The organism is Mycobacterium branderi, from assembly GCF_010728725.1.
GTDB lineage: Bacteria > Actinomycetota > Actinomycetes > Mycobacteriales > Mycobacteriaceae > Mycobacterium > Mycobacterium branderi.
Window position 1 is genome coordinate 4060650 of record NZ_AP022606.1, and the last position, 19485, is coordinate 4080134.

The window sequence follows — 19485 nt, forward strand, 5'->3', positions numbered from 1 at the left end:
AATGACCACCGAACCGCACCCGCTGGCGGTGCAGCTCGCGGCGCTGCACCGATTTGCGGTCTACGTCGACGTCGCCGTCGTCGTGGTGGTGTTGGCGGTGACGAACCTGATCGCGCATTTCACCACACCGTGGGCGGGCATCGCCACCGTGCCGGCAGCAGCGATAGGGCTAGTAATCATGTTGCGCTGCAACGGTTTAGGTTGGGCCGAGCTCGGGCTCGGTCGCGAACACTGGCGGGCGGGGTTGGGATATGCGCTGGCGGCCGTGACCGTGGTGATGTCGGTGATCGCGGTCGGTGTGCTGCTTCCGATCACACGGCCGATGTTCATGAACAACCACTACGCGACAATTTCGGGTGCGTTGATCGCGTCGATGATCATCATCCCGCTGCAGACGGTGATCCCGGAAGAGCTGGCGTTTCGTGGTGTGCTGCATGGGGCATTGAACCGCGCGTGGGGATTTCGGGGTGTCGCGGTGGCGGGCTCGCTGCTGTTCGGGCTGTGGCACATCGCAACCTCGTTGGGACTGACCAGCAGCAACGTCGGCTTCACCCGGCTGTTCGGCGGCGGCATTGTCGGCATGCTGGCCGGTGTGACACTGGCTGTGTGTGCGACGGCCGCCGCGGGCTTTGTGTTCAGCTGGTTGCGGCGGCGCAGCGGCAGCCTGATCGCGCCGATTGCCTTGCACTGGTCACTGAACGGGCTGGGTGCCTTGGCCGCCGCGCTGGTGTGGCACCTGTCCACTTGAGGGAGCGGCTACACCAGCAGCACCGCCGCGCCGGCGATGCGGCCCTCGGACAGATCCGTGAGTGCTCGATCAGCTTGTCCCAGAGGGTATTCCGGCGTGGTGACGTTGATGCGATGCTGGCCGGCGAATTCGAGGAAGGCCCGGGCGTCGGCGCGGGTGTTCGACGTCACCGAGCGAATCTGGCGCTCCTGGAACAGGTGCCGCTGGTAGTTGAGGGCCGGAATGTCGCTGAGGTGGATGCCGGCGATCGCCAGGGTGCCGCCGCGGTCCAGCGCCTCCAGCGCGGGAAGTACCAGCTCGCCCACGGGAGCGAACAGAATCGCCGCGTCGAGCGGCACCGGCGGTGGGTCGTCGGCGCCTTGCGCCGAGGCGGCGCCCAGTTCCAGCGCCAGCTCGCGTGCTTTGGCGCCGCGGGTCATCACGTGCAGCTCCGCGCCCTGCGCCACCGCGACCTGCGCGGTGATGTGGGCGCTGCCGCCGAATCCATACAGACCCAGCCGGCCACCCGGCGGCAACTCGGCGCGCAGCAGCGCGCGGTAGCCGATGATGCCGGCGCACAGTAGCGGCGCCAGTTCGCTGTCGCTGTAGCCGTCCGGCAGGTGGTGGGCGAAAGCCGCAGGGACCGTGGCGAATTCGGCATACCCACCGTCGGCATCCCAACCCGTGTAGCGGGATTGCGGGCACAGGTTTTCGTCGCCGCGCCGACAGTACTTGCACACCCCACAGGTGTGGCGCAGCCAGGCGATCCCGACCCGGTCACCGACCGCGAATTCGTCGCCGGCGTCGGCTCCGACCTCGACAACCTCCCCCACCACCTCATGGCCGGGGGTCACCCGCTCACGGTGCACCGGCAGGTCGCCCTCGGTGACGTGCAGGTCGGTGCGACACACCCCGCAGGCACGCACGGCCACCAGCAACTCGGACGGCTCAGGACGCGGCACCTCGGCGGTAACCCGTTCCAGCGGCCCGGTGTTCATCGGACCGGGCTTGTGTACTCGCCACGCACTCATCGTGGCGGCAGCCGGCTCAGACGCCATGGCTCCATCATGCCGCGCCGGCGCCCTGGCGGCTCCTCAACGGCCGCAACGGGTTAGCGGATTAACTGCGTCCGCGGACGAGCCCGATGATCCACAGCAGTATCACAGAGCCGAGTACCGCGGTGAACAACGTGAACCACCACCCGCCGGAGGCAGTGTCGACGAAGAAGCTGAGAAGGAAGCCACCGATCAGCGCGCCGACGATTCCGATCACAATGTTCATCAGTATCCCTGCGCCACCGCCCCGGACGATCTTGCCAGCGATCCAGCCCGCGATAGCGCCGATGATGATGTAACCGATCCAGCCGACACTGGTCAGTGTCGTTGATCGGGCGAGGAACTCGGTGGCTGCCATGACATACATCCGGATCTCCTTGCTGTCGCAGGCAAGTCCAGCGCTTCCGCTGGCTTGTCACCCGGTATACCGCGTCAGCGTAACGATTCGGCAGCCATATTGGACACGGGTCGACTTAACTGGCTAAAGGGTTCGTGTGCGCGAGGTGACGAACTTGTAGATCAGCAGCAGGATCACCGCGCCGACCAATGCACCTAAGAACGAGTGCTTTATCGGCGGGTGAATATCGAATTGGTGCGGCGGGAACACCACGCTGCCCAGCGTGCCGCCAACGTAGGCTCCTACGATCCCGAGTACTGCCGTTGCGATCAAACCCATGGACTGCCTGCCGGGCACGATCAGTCGCGCGACCGCGCCGACGATAAGACCCAGGATGATCATCCAGATGATGTGCAAGACCACGGCCAGCTCCTTTGACTATTGGCCTGCAAGCAGGACGGCGAGACGTTGAGCCCACTGCTGGACTGCCATTCGGTAATACCGCGTCAGCGTAGCCAGATCGGATGCGATGTCGCTCAGGTTGTGCGTGTGGTTCCCGTCGCCGAGGTGGTGACCGGACCTTGTTCACCGGCGGGAGCCGGAGCCGGCTGCTGTTGCGGCGCATTGGGGGCCGGAGCGTTAGGTGCCGGTGCTGGTGCTCCCGGCGCCGCCGGCGGTGCTGCCGGTGCTGCCGGAGCGCCCGGAGCGGGAGCGGTACCCGGCGTCGCCGCCGGCGGTGCACCTATCGGGCGGACCGACTCGGCCAACACCTTGGCGGCGCTCTGGTCCACCGGGTCGTTGGAGGTGCCCAGCCACACCACGAACCAGCGCTGCTTTTGGGCACCCTGCGCCGTGTTCGGGTTGCTCGGACCGACCACGCCCGTCCAGATCTGGCCGTTCGGCTTGCTGGCATCGCTGAACTTCACCTCGTAGTACGAGGCGCTCCCCGACACGCCGTTACCGGCCAGCGGTACGTTCGCCTGGTTGATCCGAGTACCCGGGTAGGGCATGAAGAACTCGCCCATGTCCGAGGCCAGCCGGGTGGCGGCCTTGGCGTTGTCGGCTTCGGCGCTGGCGTAAAGCTTTTGGTCCAACTTGCCGAGCACGATGCGGGTGTCGTTGGCGACGGCAGGCGGCTGGCCGGGCGCGGGCGGCGGGCCCGTCTCCTTGCTCAGCAGCGCGGACCCGTAGTCGAGGTGGGTCGCGTCCGATTCCACCCAGCCGGCCGGAATGACATAGCTGAACCCTCCGGGCGGGTTGTCGACGCGCCCCGGTTCGGGTGCGTTGGGGTCGGCCACCGGCGGCGTCGCGTTCGGGTCGGTTCCCGGCGGTGCGGCGACGGGGTCGGCGGTCGGCGGCGCGGCGTTGGGCCCGGCTGGCCCGGGCGCGGTGTCGGGTGCGGCGTTGGCGCCCGCCGGCGGTGGTGGCGCCGGCGTCGTCGTGCCCGGGGGCGGCGCGGGATCGGCGCTCGCTGTCGTTGCCGGCAGTGCGATCGTGGCGGCGCTGGCGCCGGTTACCGCGGCGACTGCCAGCGTTGCCCAGAACGCCTTGGGACGTGTCGAGGTTGAGTCCACCTGCTTCATGGCGACGAACCTACCGTGTTACAGCCGTGACGCAAGTGTGGATTGCTGACATTGTGATTTGTTTGCCAGCTGTTATGCAGGCGCGGCGCGGCGGTGGGCCGGAGCGGTGTACAACGCCACCTCTTGAGCCTTGACCGAAAACCATACGGACTGGCCGGGAGTCAGCCGCAGTTCGGCCGCGGCCTCGGCCGTGACGTCGGCGGCCAGCCCGGGTGCGCCATCCGGTTGGTCCGCGGCGCGCACGCGGACGGCGGGTCCACGGGTGTCCAGCTCGGCGACCGTCTGCTCGACGGTATTGCGCGGGCTGCCGTGCGGCGGGTCTCGGTACACGGCCACCGCCGCCGGTGTGAATACCGCGACGGCGTCCTGTCCCGCAGCGAGCTCGTCGACCGCCGTGCCGTGCCAGCGGTTCCCCGAGCGGTCAGCCAGGCTGCCGTCGTCGCCCATCGTTCCGTTGACCAGGTTGACACCGGCGATGCGCGCACCGAAATGACTGCGTGGCGCCGCCAAAACCTCAGCCACCGAACCGATTTCGGCGATCTTGCCCGCCTCGAGCACCAGCACGCGATCGGCCAGCGTGACGACGTCGAGCAGATCGTGGGTCACCAGGACGGTGGCGCGAGCATCCCGGGTCACGATCTTGCGGAGCAGCGCGCGGATGCCCGCGGCCGCGGCGACGTCCAGACCGGACAGTGGCTCGTCGAGCAGCAGCACGTCGGGTTCGGCCGCCAAGGCCCGCGCGATCGCCACCCGCTGGGCTTGGCCCCCGGAGAGCTGCCGCGGCCGGCGATCAGCCAGTTGCCCGGCGTCCACCTCGCGCAACCAGCGCATCGCCGACGCCCGCTCCGCGCCGCGCGTCGCCCACCATCGGCGGCGACGGCTGTGCGGTCCGAACGCCACGTTGGCGGCCACGCTCATGTGCGGAAACAACAGCGGATCCTGAAGCAGCAGCCCGACACGGCGTCGGTGAGTCGCCACGTGCAACCCCGTTGCGGTGTCGGTCAGTGTGCGATCGCCCAGCCGGACGTGGCCCGCATCGGGTCGAACCAGGCCCGCGATCACATGCAATGTGGTCGACTTGCCAGACCCATTCGGCCCCAGCACCGCCAGCACTTCGCCCGGAGACACCGAGAACTGCACGTCCAGCCGACGGTCCGCGACGACGGCCCGAAGCTGCAATTCGGTCATCCGGCACCGACTCCGGTCAGGCGGCGGCTGCCCACTCCGAGCACGACGATCGCCGCGACCGCCACCAACAGAATCGACAAGGCCACCGCCGCGTCGGCGTCACTGACCCGCTGCAGATAGATCTCCAGCGGCAGCGTCCGCGTCACGCCCTGCCGCGACCCGGCAAACGTCAGCGTCGCACCGAACTCCCCCAGCGAACGGGCGAACGCCAGCACCGCACCCGAAACCAGGCCGGGCAACAGCAGCGGGAGCGTCACCCGCCACCACACCGTCCCGGGGCGGGCACCCAGCGTCGCCGCCACCACCTCGTAGTCGGCCCCCGCCGTGCGGGCCGCGCCCTCCAGCGCGATGACCAGAAACGGCAGCGAGACGAAGGTCTGCGCCAGCACCACCGCGGTGGTGGTGAACGCGATGCTGACGCCTGCCGCCTCCAGGTACCGCCCGATCAGCCCGAGCCGCCCGAACGCGTACAGCAGGGCGATGCCACCGACCACCGGCGGCAACACCAGGGGCAGCAGTATCGCCGGTCGCAGCCACCGCACCAGCCGCGCGTGGCTGCGTGCCAACACCAACGCCATCGGTACGCCGAGCAGCACGCACAGGGCGGTGCTGGCGGCAGCGGTTTTGATGCTCAGCAGCAGCGCGGTGCGCGACGACGGGCTGGTGATCAGCGACCAGAAATGTGGCCAGTCGACCTTGACCGCCATCGCCAGCAGCGGCAGCACGACGAACAGCACCCCCGCGGCGGCCGGGAGATACACCCAGCGCGGCAATCCCGATGGCGCGGTCAACGCTGCTCGTCAGGGCTTGGCGAATCCGGCCTGGTCCAGGATCTTCTGCCCGGTTTCGCCGGTCACCAGGTCGACGAACTTCTGCGCCAGCGCGGGGTGGGGCGCTTTCTTGAGCACGGCGATGGGATACACGTTGACCGCGTCGGCGGATTCGGGGAACTTCACCGTGGCGACCTTGTCGCCGGCGTTCACGGCATCGGTGATGTAGACCAGCCCGGCGTCGGCCTGCCCGGTGGTCACCTTGCCCAGGACGTCGGTCACATTCGGTTCCTCGCTGACCGGGCTGAGGTGCACACCGGTCTTGTCCTCGATGCGCCGGGCCGCGGCTCCGCACGGAACCGGTTGCTGGCACACCACCACGCTCAGCCCGGGTTTGGTGAGGTCGGCGAACGATTCCACCTTTTTCGGATTGCCCGGCGCGGTGACGATGACCAAGGTGTTCGACGCGAAGTTGACCGGGGTTCCGTTGAGCAACCCGGCGCTGGCCACGGTGTCCATTTGTGCGGTGTCCGCCGATGCGAAGACGTCTGCGGTGGCGCCCTGGGTCAGCTGCGTGGCCAGCTCCGAGGAGCCCGCGAAGTTGAAATCGACGCTGGCGCCGGGGTTGTCGGTCTTGAAGTGCTCGCCGATCTGGGTGAACGACGGTTTGAGCGACGCGGCGGCGAACACCAGGATGGACTGCCCGGGCGGTGGCGCTGAGGATGACGTTGACGCGGACGGCGACGTGGATTTCGAGCTGCACCCGACCAAATTCGCGACCAAGAGCAGCGACGCAAAGCCGGCAAGCAACCAGGTCCGACGCATGTCGTCAAACCTAGCGGGTCGGGGATGCGGGCGCTCGGAGTCGAACCGTTATCCAATGTTGTCCGCTTCGGTGGCGCGTCCGGAGTTCCGCGGGTAGCTACTGTCCAGTAACATTGGCGGGGATCGACGCCATCATGCGCTGAGACCCAGGTCTGGGTCCGGCGCTCACACGAGGAGGTCATGGCGGTGGAGGTGCTGGTCACCGGGGGCGACACCGAACAGGGTCGCGTCGTTGCCGAAGGCTTTCGCGATGCCGGCCACAAAGTAACGCTGGTCGGTGCGCGACGCGAGGACCTCGAGGTGGTGGCCAAGGAACTCGACGCCGACGCCATCGTCTGCGACATCACCGACCCCGAAAGTCTGACCGAGGTGCGCGGCCTGTTCCCGCATCACCTGGACACGATCGTCAACGTGCCGGCGCCGCGCTGGGACGCCGGCGACCCGCGGGCTTACACGCTGGCCGATATGGCGGGGGCGTGGCGCAGCGCGCTGGATGCCACCGTGCTTTCGGCGGTGCTGACCGTGCAGGCCGTCGGTGACCACCTTCGTTCGGGCGGCTCGATCGTGAGCGTCGTGCCGGAAAACCCGCGCCCCGGCAGCGCCGACGCCGCAGTCAAGGCCGCGCTCGCGAACTGGGTCGCCGGCCAGGCAACGGTCTTCGGCACCCGCGGCATCACGGTCAACGTCGTCGCGGCGGGCCGCAGCGCGCAGGCCGGCTATGAGGGCCTGAGTAGCACACCGCCATCCGCCGCCGCCGAGGTCGCCCGGATGGCGTTGTTCCTCACCACTCCGGCCGCTCGCCACATCACCGGCCAGGTGCTGCACGTCAGCCACGGCGCGCTGGCGCATTTCGCGTAGCTGTCGCTGACGCTACGGTACGTAGCGTGACTATTCGGCTGGGACTACAGATCCCGAACTTCAGCTACGGCACCAGCGTCGAACAGCTCTTCCCCACCGTCATCGCGCAAGCCCGCGAGGCCGAATCCGCTGGATTCGACGCCGTTTTCGTGATGGATCACTTCTACCAGCTGCCCATGCTCGGCTCCCATGACCAGCCGATGCTGGAGGCTTACACCGCGTTGGGCGCCTTGGCGACAGCCACCGAACGAGTTCAGTTGGGCGCCTTGGTAACTGGCAACACCTACCGGAATCCGACATTGCTGGCCAAGATCGTCACCACCTTGGATGTGGTCAGTGCCGGACGGGCGATTCTCAGCGTTGGCACCGGCTGGTTCGAGCTCGAACATCGTCAACTCGGCTTCGAATTCGGTTCTTTCACCGATCGATTCAACCGGCTGGAAGAAGCGCTGAAGATCCTGGACCCGATGATCAAGGGCCAGCCTTCGACGTTCTCCGGCAACTGGTACACCACCGAATCGGCCATCGCCAATCCCCGTTTCCGCGACCGCATCCCGATCCTGATCGGCGGCAGCGGCGAGAAGAAGACGTTTTCGATCGCCGCACGCTACGCCGACCACCTCAACATCATCGGCGGTTTCGACGAGTTACCCCGCAAACTCGACGCGCTGGCCAAACGCTGCGACGAGGTCGGCCGCGATCCGGGCACGCTGGAAACCAGCATGCTGGTGACAGCGCTGATCGACGACAACGCGTCACCGGACGTGATACCTCCACAAATGCGCCAGAACATGGTGGTCGGCAGTGCCGAATCCGTCGCCGACCAGATCAAGACAAAAGTGCTCGACGCCGGCGTAGACGGCGTGATCATCAACGTTCCGGTTTACACCCCGGGTGTTCTTGAGGCGGCCGGCAAAGCGCTAAGGCCTTAACTCGACTTCTTGCCGCCCTTACGGCCGGCGGCCTTTTTCTGAGCCGTGTTGCCGCCGCTGCCTGATCCGCTGCTGCGTCTGCTCTGGCTGCTGCCTGAGCTCTTGCCGCCTCTACTGGAGGATCCGGGCGAATTCGAAATCGCCGCGGCCCGCGATTTGCTCATTCCTTTCTTGCGCAAGCCCTCGTATTGTTTGTCGTTTTTGACGCTTGGACCGTGATCTTTTGCCATTTCCGCCTCCTTTGACAGTGCTTCGGATACCCGCTTTGGCGCCGGGAGCCACGTCACGGTCGAGGGCCACCGGTGTGGCTGATCACACAGCGTCGGCGTCGATTGCTGCCAAGCCGGGCGACTACCGTGTTAATGAACGCAGTCGCCGTCGAGGAGCAACCCCCACCATGAGTGCCCAACCCGAAGACACTGCTGCACCTAATCGCCGCCATCGTGTCGTCGTCATCGGATCCGGATTCGGCGGGCTGAACGCGGTCAAAAAGCTCAAGCGCGCCGACGTCGACATCAAGTTGATTGCCCGCACCACCCATCACCTGTTCCAACCGATGCTGTACCAGGTCGCGACCGGCATCGTCGCAGAAGGCGCCATCGCGCCACCGACCCGCGTCATCCTGCGCAAACAGCGCAACGTCCAGGTGCTGCTCGGCGACGTCACCCACATCGATCTGGCCGGCAAGTTCGTCGTCTCGGAGTTGCTCGGCCACACGTACGAGACCCCGTACGACAGCCTGATCATCGCCGCGGGCGCGGGGCAGTCCTACTTCGGCAACGACCATTTCGCCGAATTCGCACCGGGAATGAAGTCGATCGACGACGCGCTGGAATTGCGCGGTCGCATCCTGAGCGCATTCGAACAAGCGGAACGGTCCAACGATCCCGAGCGGCGCAAGAAGCTACTGACCTTCACGGTGGTCGGTGCCGGTCCGACCGGTGTGGAGATGGCGGGTCAAATTGCCGAGCTTGCCGAGTACACACTGAAAGGCACATTCCGGCACATCGATCCGACGAAGGCACGAGTGATCCTGCTCGACGCCGCCCCCGCCGTCCTGCCGCCGATGGGTGAAAAGCTTGGCAAAAAGGCCGCCGCTCGGCTGCAGAAGATGGGCGTCGAAATCCAATTGGGCGCGATGGTCACCGATGTCGACCGCAACGGCATCACGGTCAAGGACTCCGACGGCACCATTCGGCGGATCGAGTCGGCGTGCAAGGTGTGGTCGGCCGGAGTGTCCGCCAGCCCACTGGGCCGGGATCTGGCCCGGCAATCGGGGGTCGAACTGGACCGTGCCGGGCGGGTGAAGGTGTTGCCCGACCTGACGATCCCGGGGCACCCGAACGTGTTCGTCGTCGGTGACATGGCGGCCGTCGACGGCGTGCCGGGTGTCGCGCAGGGCGCCATCCAGGGCGCCAAGTACGCCGCGACCACCATCAAGGCCGAGCTCGCCGGGGCCAATCCGGCCGAGCGCGAGCCGTTCCAGTACTTCGACAAGGGCTCGATGGCCACCGTGTCGAGGTACTCGGCGGTGGCCAAGATCGGCCCGCTGGAATTCGGCGGCCTGATCGCCTGGCTGGCGTGGCTGATGCTGCACTTGGTCTACCTGATCGGCTTCAAAAACAAGGTCACCACGGTGTTGTCGTGGATGGTGACATTTTTGAGCGGTCGCCGCGGCCAGCTGACGATCACCGAACAGCAGGCGTTCGCCCGCACCCGGCTCGAGCAGCTGGCGGTGCTCGCCGCCGAGGCGCATCAGGGCGAGGCGACCAAAGCGGCCAGCTAACCCGGCGGCGTTTCGAGGTTTTGCAGCCGCACCTGCCCCCGGGCGACCAGCCGCTCGTCGGGTCCGGTGACGGTGACGAGCCAGAGTTGCTGCAGCCGGCCGCGGTGCACCGGTTCGGCCCGGCCGTACACCATGCCGCTGCTGATGGCGCGCAGGAAGTCGGTGTTGTTGTTGACGCCGACGACGGCGCCGCCGCCGTGCTCGCTCAGCCAGGTATAGGCGGCCACACTGGCCATGCTCTCGACCATCGAGCAGTACACACCGCCATGCACAATCCCGAAGGGCTGCAACAGCTTTGGCTGAACCTCGAGCTGCGCACGCGCGCCGTCCGCAGTGAGCTCGGTGAAGACCAGCCCGAGGTGGTTGTCGAACGGTGCGCCGAATTCGGGCGGCACGACGGATCCTGGCAGCGGTTGCACGCCCTTGTGTCTACACCAACACGGGCGAGCCCCGCGCACCAGGCACGGGGCTCGCCGATCGAGTTGACCGGGGGTCGCTGCAGCCCTCAGGACTCTCCGCGGCCATTGCGTAGCTCGATAAAACTCAGCATAGGCAAGGCTGTCCTAACTTGGCAAGGGGTCGTCGCCCGGCCGGGCCGCGCACCGGCAGCCCGAAGCCGACCAGCGCGTCGAGCACGGCTTGGCCTCGTCGCATGGCGCTGCCCTCGTCGAGGGTGGTCAGCTGCGGCAACTGTGTCGCGGTCGCCACCACGGTGGACCCGACGATCTGCCACATCGCCGCCACTGAAAGCGCTCCGAAGCTGACCGTATGCAAGCGGGCAAACAGTGGCGCCAACGTCCGGTGGCAGCGGTGCGCCACCCACGTCGTCAACGCGGCCTCACTCGGTAGCCGCACCATCGCCTCGATCGGCTCGCCGGCGAAGCACGGGTCGTCGGGCAGCGCACGCAGCGTGGGGTCGACCACCGCCGCCCAGTCGCGCCCTCGGCGTCGACATGAACCCACAGGTTCTCGATGCCGGTGTCCCAGGCCCGGCCCTCCAGGACCACCAGCGCAACGACACGCCCGATCACCGTATGGACCAGTGTGGCCGCCAGGTCCCTGGCGGCGGAGCGCACATCCATATCGGCGGCGGCACAGTCGAACATCACCTGTAACCGGTCGGTGGTGACGGCCGATGCCAGTGGCCACCACCGCCGCAGCGAGACGTCGGAGAGCACCGCGACGCCGTACACCCGTGGGCTGTGCGGATACAGCTCGCGAAGCCGCTGGCTTGATTGGTGCAGTGGCAGCATCTGCCGAATGGTCATCGCTGCGATCAGCGGGTCGTCCACCTGAGCCGGCAACGGGGCCTCCTCCGCGATAGTAAGTTTGGTTAGGCTAGCCATACTTACCGTTGGGCAGCAACCCGGGGGAAGACTGTGACGACTTTCACACTGGTGTGCAATAGCGTTGGTTATGGCCGGTTCCCGCAGGCCGATAGATCGTGTCACGATGGATTGAGGGTGGACGCCAGAGCGCTCGGTACGACGGTCGGTAGTAAGCCGGAGTACGCTGGCCTCATTGCTCAGGAGATGAACGGATATGGCTAAGCTGACGCGTCTGGGGGATCTCGAACGGGCGGTGATGGACCATCTCTGGTCTGCGCCGGAACCGCAAACTGTTCGCCAGGTGCACGAAGCGTTGTCTGTGCAGCGCGACCTGGCCTACACGACGGTGATGACCGTCTTGCAGCGGTTGGCCAAGAAGAACCTGGTCTCCCAAATCCGCGACGACCGTGCGCACCGCTACACACCGGTGCATGGGCGCGACGAACTGGTCGCCGGGCTCATGGTCGACGCGCTGGATCAGGCCGCGGACTCCGGCAGCCGGCAGGCGGCGCTGGTGCATTTCGTCGAGCGGGTCGGCGCCGATGAGGCAGAGGCGCTGCGGCGGGCACTCGACGAATTGGAATCCGGCCATCCCAGCACCCGAACCGCTGGCGATCAAGCCGAGGGCTGAGGGAGACTGGCAGCGTGTCCGCGCTGGCCTTCACCATCCTCGCGGTGCTGCTGGTCGGCCCGGTGCCGGCCCTTCTGGCACGAGCGACCTGGCCGTTGCGCGCACCGCGAGCAGCGATGGTGTTGTGGCAGGCGATCGCCGTGGCCGCAGTGCTCTCGGCATTCAGCGCCGGTATCGCGATCGCTAGTCGGCTGTTGATGCCCGGGCCCGACGGGCGCCCCACCGCCAGCGTCCTCGGTGACATCGGGCGGCTCGGCTGGCCTCTATGGCTGCTGTATGTCGGCGTTTTCGCGGTCACCGTGCTGGTCGGCGCGCGGCTGGCGGTTGCCGTCCTGCGGGTGGCCATTGCCACCCGGCGGCGCCGGGCGCACCACCGGATGCTGGTCGACCTGCTCGGCGTCGGCCACGACGCGGTGCCCACCCGGACCGGCGCCCGACCCCGCGACCTGCGGATCCTCGAAGTGGCGCAACCCCTCGCCTATTGCCTGCCCGGTGTACGCAGCCGCGTGGTGCTCAGCGAGGGCGCGCTGACCAGCCTCACCGACGCGGAGGTCGCGGCCATCCTCAGCCACGAGCGGGCGCACCTGCGCGCCCGTCACGACCTCGTGCTGGAAGCCTTCACCGCGGTACGCGCCGCATTCCCGCGGATTGTCCGCAGCACCAGCGCGCTGAACTCGGTCCAGCTGCTCGTCGAGCTGCTTGCCGACGACGCCGCGGTGCGGGTGGTCGGCCGCACTCCCCTGGCCCGCGCCTTGGTGGCCTGTGCATCCGGGCACACACCGTCGGGAGCGCTGGCGGCCGGCGGGCCTACCACGGTAGTGCGGGTGCGCCGGCTGTCCGGGCGCGGCAACAGCCTGATGCTGTCGATCGGTGCCTACCTGGCGGCGGCCGCCGTGCTGGTGGTGCCGACGATCGCGCTGGCCGTGCCGTGGCTCACGGAACTGGAACGGCTGTTCATCGGCTAGCGGCGACCGGGCGAGCGGCGATCGCAAGCGCGGCGAAGCCGGGCGCAGCGGGTCGCCGCGAATGAGCCCTGTGCCACAGTGTTCGGTGCAAAGCTTTGACACGGGCCCCGAAACTGAGAGGCGGATACATGAGCTCGTCGCAGTCGAACGGTAGCGCGCAAATCGGGGTGACCGGGCTGGCGGTGATGGGCTCGAACATCGCGCGCAACTTCGCCCGGCACGGCTACACCGTGGCGCTGCACAATCGTTCGGTCGCCAAGACCGACGCTCTGCTGAAAGAGCATGGCGCCGAAGGGAAATTCGTGCGCAGCGAAACCATCCCGGAATTCCTGGCCGCGCTGGAAAAGCCGCGACGGGTGCTGATCATGGTCAAGGCGGGTGAGGCCACCGACGCCGTCATCAACGAGCTCGCCGACGCCATGGAAGAAGGCGACATCATCATCGACGGCGGCAACGCGCTCTACACCGACACCATCCGCCGGGAGAAGGCGATGGCCGACCGCGGATTGCACTTCGTCGGGGCGGGCATCTCCGGCGGCGAAGAGGGCGCGCTGAACGGGCCGTCGATCATGCCCGGCGGCCCGGCCGAGTCCTACAAGTCGCTGGGCCCGCTGCTGGAGGAGATCTCCGCGCATGTCGACGGCGTGCCGTGCTGCACGCACATCGGCCCCGACGGCTCCGGGCACTTCGTCAAGATGGTGCACAACGGCATCGAGTACTCCGACATGCAGCTCATCGGCGAGGCCTACCAGCTGCTGCGCGACGGGCTGGGCCTGACCGCGCCGCAGATCGCCGACGTCTTCACCGAGTGGAACGGCGGCGACTTGGACAGCTACCTGGTCGAGATCACCGCCGAGGTGCTGCGCCAGACCGACGCCAAGACCGGCAAGCCGCTCGTCGACGTGATCCTCGACGAGGCCGAGCAGAAGGGCACCGGCCGCTGGACCGTCAAATCGGCGCTGGATCTCGGCGTGCCGGTGACCGGGATCGCCGAGGCGGTGTTCGCCCGCGCGCTGTCCGGGTCGGTCGACCAGCGCAAGGCTGCCGTCGGGCTGGCCTCCGGCCGCCTCGGTGAACGGCCCAGCGACCCTGACACCTTCACCGAGGATGTCCGGCAGGCGCTGTACGCCTCGAAGATCGTCGCATATTCGCAGGGGTTCAACCAGATTCAGGCCGGCAGCGCCGAATACGGCTGGAACATCACCCCCGGCGACCTGGCGACCATCTGGCGCGGCGGCTGCATCATCCGGGCGAAGTTCCTCAACCGCATCAAGGAGGCCTTCGACGCCGACCCGAATCTGGCGAGTCTCATCGTCGCGCCGTACTTTCGCAGCGCCGTCGAATCGGCGATCGACAGCTGGCGCCGGGTGGTGTGCACCGCCACTCAGCTGGGTATCCCGATCCCGGGATTCTCCTCGGCGCTCTCGTATTACGACGCACTGCGCACCGAACGGTTGCCCGCCGCGCTCACTCAGGCCCAGCGTGACTTCTTCGGTGCGCACACCTACGGGCGGATCGACGCGCCGGGTAAGTTCCACACGCTGTGGAGCGGGGACCGCAGCGAGGTCACGGCTTAAGGACAATCGATATCGATGAGGTTTCTGGACGGGCACCGACCCGGCTATGACCTGACCTACGACGACGTCTTCATCGTCCCGAACCGGTCGGACGTGGCGTCGCGGTTCGACGTCGACCTGTCCACCGACGACGGCTCGGGCACCACGATCCCGGTGGTGGTCGCCAATATGACCGCGGTCGCGGGCCGGCGGATGGCCGAAACGGTGGCCCGCCGCGGCGGGATTGTCGTTTTGCCGCAAGACCTTCCGATCCCCGCGGTGCAGCAGACCGTGGACTTCGTCAAGAGCCGCGACCTTGTCGTCGACACCCCCGTGATGCTGGCACCCGACGATTCGGTATCCGACGCCATGGCGTTGATCCACAAGCGCGCGCACGGCGCGGCGGTGGTGGTGTTCGAGGGCCGACCGATCGGCCTGGTCACCGAGGCGGCCTGCGCGGGCGTGGATCGCTTCACCCGGGTGCGCGACGTCGTGACCACCGACTTCGTCAGCGCGCCGGTGGGCACCGAGCCGCGAAGGGTATTCGACTTGCTCGAACACGCGCCCGTCGATGTTGCCGTGCTGACTGCGCCGGACGGCACCCTGGCCGGCGTCCTGACCCGCACCGGTGCCATCCGGGCGGGGATCTACACCCCGGCGGTGGATGCCGCGGGCCGACTGCGGGTCGCGGCCGCCGTCGGCATCACCGGCGATGTGGCTGCCAAGGCCCAGGGCCTGGTCGAGGCCGGTGTCGACGTGCTTGTCGTCGACACCGCACACGGGCACCAGGTCAGGGCGCTCGACGCGATCAAGGCGGTGTCGTCGCTGGATCTGGGTGTGCCGCTGGTGGCCGGCAACGTGGTGTCGGCGGAAGGCACGCGGGATCTGCTGTCCGCCGGCGCGGCCATCGTCAAGGTCGGCGTCGGGCCCGGCGCGATGTGCACCACCCGGATGATGACCGGCGTCGGTCGTCCGCAGTTTTCCGCCGTACTCGAATGTGCTTCGGCGGCAAGGCAACTCGGTGGTCACGTGTGGGCCGACGGCGGGGTGCGCCATCCGCGCGACGTGGCGCTGGCGCTGGCGGCCGGCGCGTCCAACGTGATGATCGGATCGTGGTTCGCCGGCACCTACGAGTCGCCCGGCGACCTGATGCGCGACCGCGACGACCAGCCGTACAAGGAGAGCTACGGGATGGCGTCCAAGCGCGCCGTGGTGGCCCGCAGCGCGGCCGACAGCGCGTTCGACCGCGCCCGCAAGGCGCTCTTCGAGGAGGGCATCTCCACCTCGCGGATGGGCCTGGATCCCGACCGGGGCGGCGTCGAGGATCTGATCGACCACATCACCTCCGGGGTGCGCAGCACCTGCACCTACGTCGGCGCGTCGACGCTGGCCGAACTGCACGAGCGGGCGGTGGTCGGGGTGCAGTCGGCGGCGGGTTTCGCCGAGGGACATCCGCTGCCCTTCGGCTGGTGAGCAAGGCTTTTCGCTAGGATGTGAACTTCACGCGCAGCCGCAGCGAGGGGAAGGGATCAAGTGCCGCAGGCACCCGTCGAGGCCGTTGGCTTCCGGGCCGAGCGGCCGTGTGCGGAATCCGAGGAGCCGGTTTCTAGACGGCCGGGCGCCCGGCCCGGCGGATTCGGCTCCCGATGAACCTCGTCGTCACCCTGCTCAGCATGCTGGCGATCGTGGTGCTCACCGCGGGCACTGCGATGTTCGTCGCCGCCGAATTCTCGCTGACCACGCTGGAGCGCAGCACGGTCGAGGCCAACGCCCGCGACGGCGCCCGCCGCGACCGCTACGTACAGCGCGCCCACCGCACGCTGTCGTTTCAGCTGTCCGGCGCGCAGCTGGGCATCTCCATCACCACGCTGGTGACCGGCTACCTGACCGAGCCGCTGGTGGCCGAGTTGCCGCACCCTGCGATGGATGCGCTGGGCGTGCCGCACCGGATCGCCGACGGGGTCGTCGCGTTCGTCGCCCTGGCCATCGTGACGTCGTTGTCGATGGTGTTCGGCGAACTTGTGCCCAAATACATCGCGATCGCCCGTCCGCTGCCGACCGCCCGCTTCGTCGCCGGCGTGCAGTTGCTGTTCTCGCTGATCATGACGCCGGCGATCCGGCTGACCAACGGAACCGCGAACTGGATCCTGCGCCGGCTGGGCATCGAGCCGGCCCAGGAGCTGCGGTCGGCCCGCTCGCCGTCCGAACTGGTGTCGCTGGTTCGCAGCTCGGCGCGCAGCGGTGCGCTGGACCCGGTCACCGCCGCGCTGGTGCACCGGTCGCTGCAGTTCGGCACGCTGACCGCTGAGGAGCTGATGACGCCGCGGTCGAAAATCATTGCGCTGCAAAAAGACAACACCGTCGCCGACCTTGTGGCCACGGCCACCGAGACCGGGTTTTCCCGCTTCCCGATCATCGACGGCGACCTGGACGAGACCGTCGGCATCGTGCACGTCAAGCAGGTCTTCGGGGTGCCGGCCGCCGAGCGGGCGCGCACGCTGCTCACCGCCGTCGCGCAGCCGGTCGCCGTGGTGCCGTCCACGCTGGACGGGGACGCGCTGATGTCCCAGATCCGCGCCAACGGCCTGCAAACGGCGCTTGTCGTCGACGAGTACGGCGGCACCGCGGGCATGCTCACCGTCGAGGACCTGATCGAGGAGATCGTCGGCGACGTCCGCGACGAGCACGACGACGCCACCCCGCATGTGGTGGCCGCCGGCACCGGGTGGCGCGTATCGGGATTGCTGCGCATCGACGAGGTGGCCGCCGCCACCGGCTATCGCGCTCCCGAAGGCGAATACGACACGATCGGCGGGCTGGTGCTCCAAGAGCTCGGCCACATCCCGGTGGCCGGAGAGGCGGTGGAGCTGACGGCGTTCGAGCCGGAGTGGCCGTCGGAGCGCCCGGCCCGCTGGCGCGCCAAGGTGGTGCGGATGGACGGCCGGCGCATCGACCTGCTCGAGCTGACCCAGGTGGGCCGCTGATGGCGGGCGACCTCGGCGACGTGCTCGCCATCGCGGCGACCGTCCTGCTGATCGCCGCCAACGCGTTTTTCGTCGGCGCCGAGTTCTCGCTGATCTCCGTGCGCCGCGACCGGCTCGAAGCATTGGCCGAGCAGGGCAGGTCCAGCGCGGTCACCGTGATCCGGGCCGGCGAGCGGCTGCCGCTGATGTTCGCCGGCGCCCAGCTGGGCATCACGGTGGCGTCGCTGCTGCTCGGCCGGATCGGCGAGCCGGCGGTCGCCGACCTTCTGCGCGACTCGGTCGGCCCGCTCGGCCTTTCCGACGCGCTGCTGCACACCGCATCGTTCGTCATCGCGCTCGCAATCGTGGTGACCCTGCACGTGCTGCTCGGCGAGATGGTCCCGAAGAACATCGCGATCGCCGGCCCCGAGAAGGCGGCGATGCTGTTGATCCCGGCCTACCTGGTCTATGTGCGGGCCGCCCGCCCGTTGATCGGGTTGTACAACTGGTGCGCCAGCGCGGTACTGCGGGCGCTGGGCGTTCCGCTGCGCGATGAGCTCGACGTCACGGTGTCGACCGTGGAGCTGTCCGAGATGATCGCCGAATCGGTGTCGGAAGGGCTGCTGGACCCCGAGGAGCACACGCGGCTCACGCGCGCCCTGCAGATCCGCAACCGGGTAGTCGCCGACGTTGCACTGCCGGTCGCGGATATCCGGGCTGTGCCGGTGGCCGCCCCCGGTCGCGGGCCGACGGTCCAGGCGGTCGAGCAGGCGTTGACCGACACCGGCTACTCCAGGTTTCCGGTGACCGACGTCGACGGCGGTTTCATCGGTTACCTGCACATCAAGGATGTGCTGTCGCTGGGCGATGATCCGCAGGCCGTGATCGACCCGGCGATCGTGCGGCCGCTGCCGGAGGTTCCCGAGTCGATGCCGCTGCCGGAGGCGCTGTCGCGGATGCGCCGCAGCAAAAGCCATTTGGCGCTGGTCACCGGCGACGGCGCCGTGGTCGCGATGGTGGCGCTGGAGGACCTGGTCGAGGATCTGGTCGGTACTGTGCGCGACGGGACGCATCGTGTCTGAGGTGCTCGAGCCCGATCAGTGGATGGCCCGCGCCGATGCCTATCGCGGACGCGTCGAAACCTTCCTGCGTTCGCACCGGCCCGGCGAGCCGCATCCGGTGTGGGACTTCCTGTTCCGCTACTACAGCCTGCGGCCCGGCCAGCTGCGGTGCTGGCATCCCGGCTATGGCGTGGTGCTGGCCGGCGACCGGGCGGTCCGCCGGTATCGCGGCCGCCGCGGCTACAGCGTCTGCGCTGGCGGGGTCACGGTCAGCGACGGCTTCCTGCGCAGCCGACTGGATACACTTCGGTTCGTGGCGCGGCTGCAACGCGCGACCGCGCAGCGACCGGCCCGGCTGAACTGCTTCGGCCTGCACGAGTGGGCGATGGTGTACCGCTCCGGCGCCGTGCGCCACGACCGTGTGCCGCTGCGGCTGGGCGCCGCGGGCACCGACGCCGTCGTCGACACGGAGATCGCCGGACCGTTGCGCTGCACCCACTTCGACGCGTTTCGCTTCTTCACGGCCGACGCCGCGGCGCGCAACGCCGGCGCACCTGCCCGTGCCACCCAGCCGGACTGGGAGCAGCCCGGGTGTCTGCACTCCAACATGGATTTGTATAAATGGTGTTACAAGCTGAGCCCGTTGATCGACTCTGAGCTGCTGCTGGACTGCCTGGAACTGGCCGCGGCGGCACGTGAAGTCGACATGCGGGCCAGCCCGTATGACCTTCGCAGCTACGGGTACACACCGATCGCCGTCGAGCACAGCGCCGGCCGCGCCGAGTACGTGCGTTGCCAGCGCGCCATCATGCTGCGCGCCGCTCCCCTGCGGGCGGCGTTGTCGGCGCGGTGTGACCTGCTGTTGCGGGCCGCCGGGTGCGGGTAATCAGGCTACTGGCCGGTAGGCTGAGGTAATTGCC

20 protein-coding genes and 1 pseudogene are annotated in these 19485 nt (G+C 68.1%); 11 read left to right on the forward strand and 10 right to left on the reverse strand.

Going from position 1 to position 19485, the window contains the following annotated elements; genetic code table 11:
• The first annotated feature begins 1 nt into the window (after nt 1).
• Nucleotides 2–748 carry a CPBP family intramembrane glutamic endopeptidase gene (locus G6N47_RS19615; RefSeq protein WP_083132101.1) on the forward strand — a complete coding sequence of 249 codons (747 nt, stop codon included), beginning with the start codon at nt 2–4 and terminating at the stop codon, nt 746–748.
• 8 nt (nt 749–756) lie between these two features.
• Here the strand turns inward: G6N47_RS19615 and G6N47_RS19620 are convergent, their stop codons facing one another.
• The 7 genes from G6N47_RS19620 to modA all read right to left on the reverse strand — a co-directional run bounded on the left by G6N47_RS19620 (nt 757) and on the right by modA (nt 6485).
• Nucleotides 757–1785: a zinc-binding alcohol dehydrogenase family protein gene (locus G6N47_RS19620; protein WP_083132102.1), complete on the reverse strand. Its 1029-nt coding sequence runs from the start codon at nt 1783–1785 to the stop codon at nt 757–759.
• 61 nt (nt 1786–1846) lie between these two features.
• On the reverse strand, nt 1847–2149 hold the full coding sequence (locus tag G6N47_RS19625; RefSeq protein ID WP_083132103.1) for a GlsB/YeaQ/YmgE family stress response membrane protein: 303 nt from the start codon (nt 2147–2149) through the stop codon (nt 1847–1849).
• Between the two features lie 114 nt (nt 2150–2263).
• Nucleotides 2264–2542, reverse strand: a complete 279-nt coding sequence (locus G6N47_RS19630; RefSeq protein ID WP_045381134.1) for a GlsB/YeaQ/YmgE family stress response membrane protein — start codon at nt 2540–2542, stop codon at nt 2264–2266.
• A gap of 113 nt (nt 2543–2655) precedes the next feature.
• Nucleotides 2656–3702, reverse strand: a complete 1047-nt coding sequence (locus G6N47_RS19635; RefSeq protein ID WP_083132104.1) for an alanine and proline-rich secreted protein Apa — start codon at nt 3700–3702, stop codon at nt 2656–2658.
• Between the two features lie 72 nt (nt 3703–3774).
• A complete protein-coding gene (locus tag G6N47_RS19640) occupies nt 3775–4890 on the reverse strand; it encodes a sulfate/molybdate ABC transporter ATP-binding protein (protein ID WP_083132105.1) in 1116 nt (371 codons plus the stop codon).
• Nucleotides 4887–5681: an ABC transporter permease gene (locus G6N47_RS19645; protein ID WP_139799520.1), complete on the reverse strand. Its 795-nt coding sequence runs from the start codon at nt 5679–5681 to the stop codon at nt 4887–4889. The genes G6N47_RS19640 and G6N47_RS19645 overlap by 4 nt, the downstream gene beginning before the upstream one ends.
• Nucleotides 5682–5690: 9 nt before the next feature.
• Nucleotides 5691–6485, reverse strand: a complete 795-nt coding sequence (gene modA / locus G6N47_RS19650; RefSeq protein WP_083132107.1) for a molybdate ABC transporter substrate-binding protein — start codon at nt 6483–6485, stop codon at nt 5691–5693.
• Between the two features lie 180 nt (nt 6486–6665).
• Here modA and G6N47_RS19655 point away from each other — a divergent pair, with 180 nt between their 5' ends.
• Together G6N47_RS19655 and G6N47_RS19660 are read left to right on the forward strand one after the other, a co-directional pair.
• On the forward strand, nt 6666–7343 hold the full coding sequence (locus G6N47_RS19655) for an SDR family oxidoreductase (RefSeq protein WP_083132108.1): 678 nt from the start codon (nt 6666–6668) through the stop codon (nt 7341–7343).
• Between the two features lie 26 nt (nt 7344–7369).
• Nucleotides 7370–8275, forward strand: coding sequence for an LLM class F420-dependent oxidoreductase (locus G6N47_RS19660; RefSeq protein WP_083132109.1), 906 nt, complete (start codon nt 7370–7372; stop codon nt 8273–8275).
• On the opposite strand, the gene G6N47_RS19665 is transcribed toward G6N47_RS19660, so the two are convergent.
• Nucleotides 8272–8505 (reverse strand): DUF7218 family protein, encoded by a 234-nt coding sequence (locus G6N47_RS19665; protein WP_083132110.1) that lies wholly within the window; start codon nt 8503–8505, stop codon nt 8272–8274. The genes G6N47_RS19660 and G6N47_RS19665 overlap by 4 nt on opposite strands.
• 167 nt (nt 8506–8672) lie before the next feature.
• Here G6N47_RS19665 and G6N47_RS19670 point away from each other — a divergent pair, with 167 nt between their 5' ends.
• The gene (locus tag G6N47_RS19670; protein ID WP_083132111.1) at nt 8673–10061 is read left to right on the forward strand and encodes an NAD(P)/FAD-dependent oxidoreductase; all 1389 of its coding nucleotides are present in this window, start codon (nt 8673–8675) and stop codon (nt 10059–10061) included.
• On the opposite strand, the gene G6N47_RS19675 is transcribed toward G6N47_RS19670, so the two are convergent.
• Nucleotides 10058–10480: a PaaI family thioesterase gene (locus tag G6N47_RS19675; protein WP_083132112.1), complete on the reverse strand. Its 423-nt coding sequence runs from the start codon at nt 10478–10480 to the stop codon at nt 10058–10060. The two genes, G6N47_RS19670 and G6N47_RS19675, sit on opposite strands and share 4 nt — an antisense overlap.
• A gap of 124 nt (nt 10481–10604) precedes the next feature.
• Nucleotides 10605–11365 (reverse strand): annotated as a pseudogene (locus G6N47_RS19680) (iron reductase).
• A 238-nt stretch (nt 11366–11603) separates the two neighbouring features.
• Between G6N47_RS19680 and G6N47_RS19685 the strand changes: the two are divergent.
• The 7 genes from G6N47_RS19685 (at nt 11604) to G6N47_RS19715 (ending at nt 19451) form a co-directional block, all read left to right on the forward strand.
• Nucleotides 11604–12020 (forward strand): BlaI/MecI/CopY family transcriptional regulator, encoded by a 417-nt coding sequence (locus tag G6N47_RS19685; protein WP_083132113.1) that lies wholly within the window; start codon nt 11604–11606, stop codon nt 12018–12020.
• Nucleotides 12021–12034: 14 nt separating this feature from the next.
• Nucleotides 12035–12985 carry a M56 family metallopeptidase gene (locus tag G6N47_RS19690; protein WP_083132114.1) on the forward strand — a complete coding sequence of 317 codons (951 nt, stop codon included), beginning with the start codon at nt 12035–12037 and terminating at the stop codon, nt 12983–12985.
• Between the two features lie 128 nt (nt 12986–13113).
• Nucleotides 13114–14562, forward strand: coding sequence for an NADP-dependent phosphogluconate dehydrogenase (gndA, locus tag G6N47_RS19695; protein WP_083132115.1), 1449 nt, complete (start codon nt 13114–13116; stop codon nt 14560–14562).
• Nucleotides 14563–14577: 15 nt separating this feature from the next.
• A complete protein-coding gene (locus tag G6N47_RS19700) occupies nt 14578–16014 on the forward strand; it encodes a GuaB1 family IMP dehydrogenase-related protein (protein WP_083132116.1) in 1437 nt (478 codons plus the stop codon).
• A gap of 173 nt (nt 16015–16187) precedes the next feature.
• A complete protein-coding gene (locus G6N47_RS19705) occupies nt 16188–17525 on the forward strand; it encodes a hemolysin family protein (protein ID WP_083132117.1) in 1338 nt (445 codons plus the stop codon).
• Complete coding sequence (locus tag G6N47_RS19710) at nt 17525–18586, forward strand: hemolysin family protein (RefSeq protein WP_083132118.1); 1062 nt, start codon at nt 17525–17527, stop codon at nt 18584–18586. Before G6N47_RS19705 ends, G6N47_RS19710 begins: the two co-directional genes overlap by 1 nt.
• The gene (locus G6N47_RS19715) at nt 18579–19451 is read left to right on the forward strand and encodes a 3-methyladenine DNA glycosylase (protein WP_372517524.1); all 873 of its coding nucleotides are present in this window, start codon (nt 18579–18581) and stop codon (nt 19449–19451) included. Before G6N47_RS19710 ends, G6N47_RS19715 begins: the two co-directional genes overlap by 8 nt.
• Nucleotides 19452–19485 lie beyond the last annotated feature (34 nt).

Bases quoted from the DNA above. Each gene is read 5' to 3' on its own strand.
- G6N47_RS19700 (WP_083132116.1), top strand. From the start codon at position 14,578: ATGAGGTTTCTGGACGGGCACCGACCCGGCTATGACCTGACCTACGAC.
- G6N47_RS19665 (WP_083132110.1), bottom strand. From the start codon at position 8,505: ATGGCAAAAGATCACGGTCCAAGCGTCAAAAACGACAAACAATACGAG.
- G6N47_RS19705 (WP_083132117.1), top strand. From the start codon at position 16,188: ATGAACCTCGTCGTCACCCTGCTCAGCATGCTGGCGATCGTGGTGCTC.
- G6N47_RS19685 (WP_083132113.1), top strand. From the start codon at position 11,604: ATGGCTAAGCTGACGCGTCTGGGGGATCTCGAACGGGCGGTGATGGAC.
- modA (WP_083132107.1), bottom strand. From the start codon at position 6,485: ATGCGTCGGACCTGGTTGCTTGCCGGCTTTGCGTCGCTGCTCTTGGTC.
- G6N47_RS19625 (WP_083132103.1), bottom strand. From the start codon at position 2,149: ATGTATGTCATGGCAGCCACCGAGTTCCTCGCCCGATCAACGACACTG.
- gndA (WP_083132115.1), top strand. From the start codon at position 13,114: ATGAGCTCGTCGCAGTCGAACGGTAGCGCGCAAATCGGGGTGACCGGG.
- G6N47_RS19635 (WP_083132104.1), bottom strand. From the start codon at position 3,702: ATGAAGCAGGTGGACTCAACCTCGACACGTCCCAAGGCGTTCTGGGCA.
- G6N47_RS19670 (WP_083132111.1), top strand. From the start codon at position 8,673: ATGAGTGCCCAACCCGAAGACACTGCTGCACCTAATCGCCGCCATCGT.
- G6N47_RS19620 (WP_083132102.1), bottom strand. From the start codon at position 1,785: ATGGCGTCTGAGCCGGCTGCCGCCACGATGAGTGCGTGGCGAGTACAC.
- G6N47_RS19615 (WP_083132101.1), top strand. From the start codon at position 2: ATGACCACCGAACCGCACCCGCTGGCGGTGCAGCTCGCGGCGCTGCAC.
- G6N47_RS19655 (WP_083132108.1), top strand. From the start codon at position 6,666: ATGGCGGTGGAGGTGCTGGTCACCGGGGGCGACACCGAACAGGGTCGC.
- G6N47_RS19640 (WP_083132105.1), bottom strand. From the start codon at position 4,890: ATGACCGAATTGCAGCTTCGGGCCGTCGTCGCGGACCGTCGGCTGGAC.
- G6N47_RS19710 (WP_083132118.1), top strand. From the start codon at position 17,525: ATGGCGGGCGACCTCGGCGACGTGCTCGCCATCGCGGCGACCGTCCTG.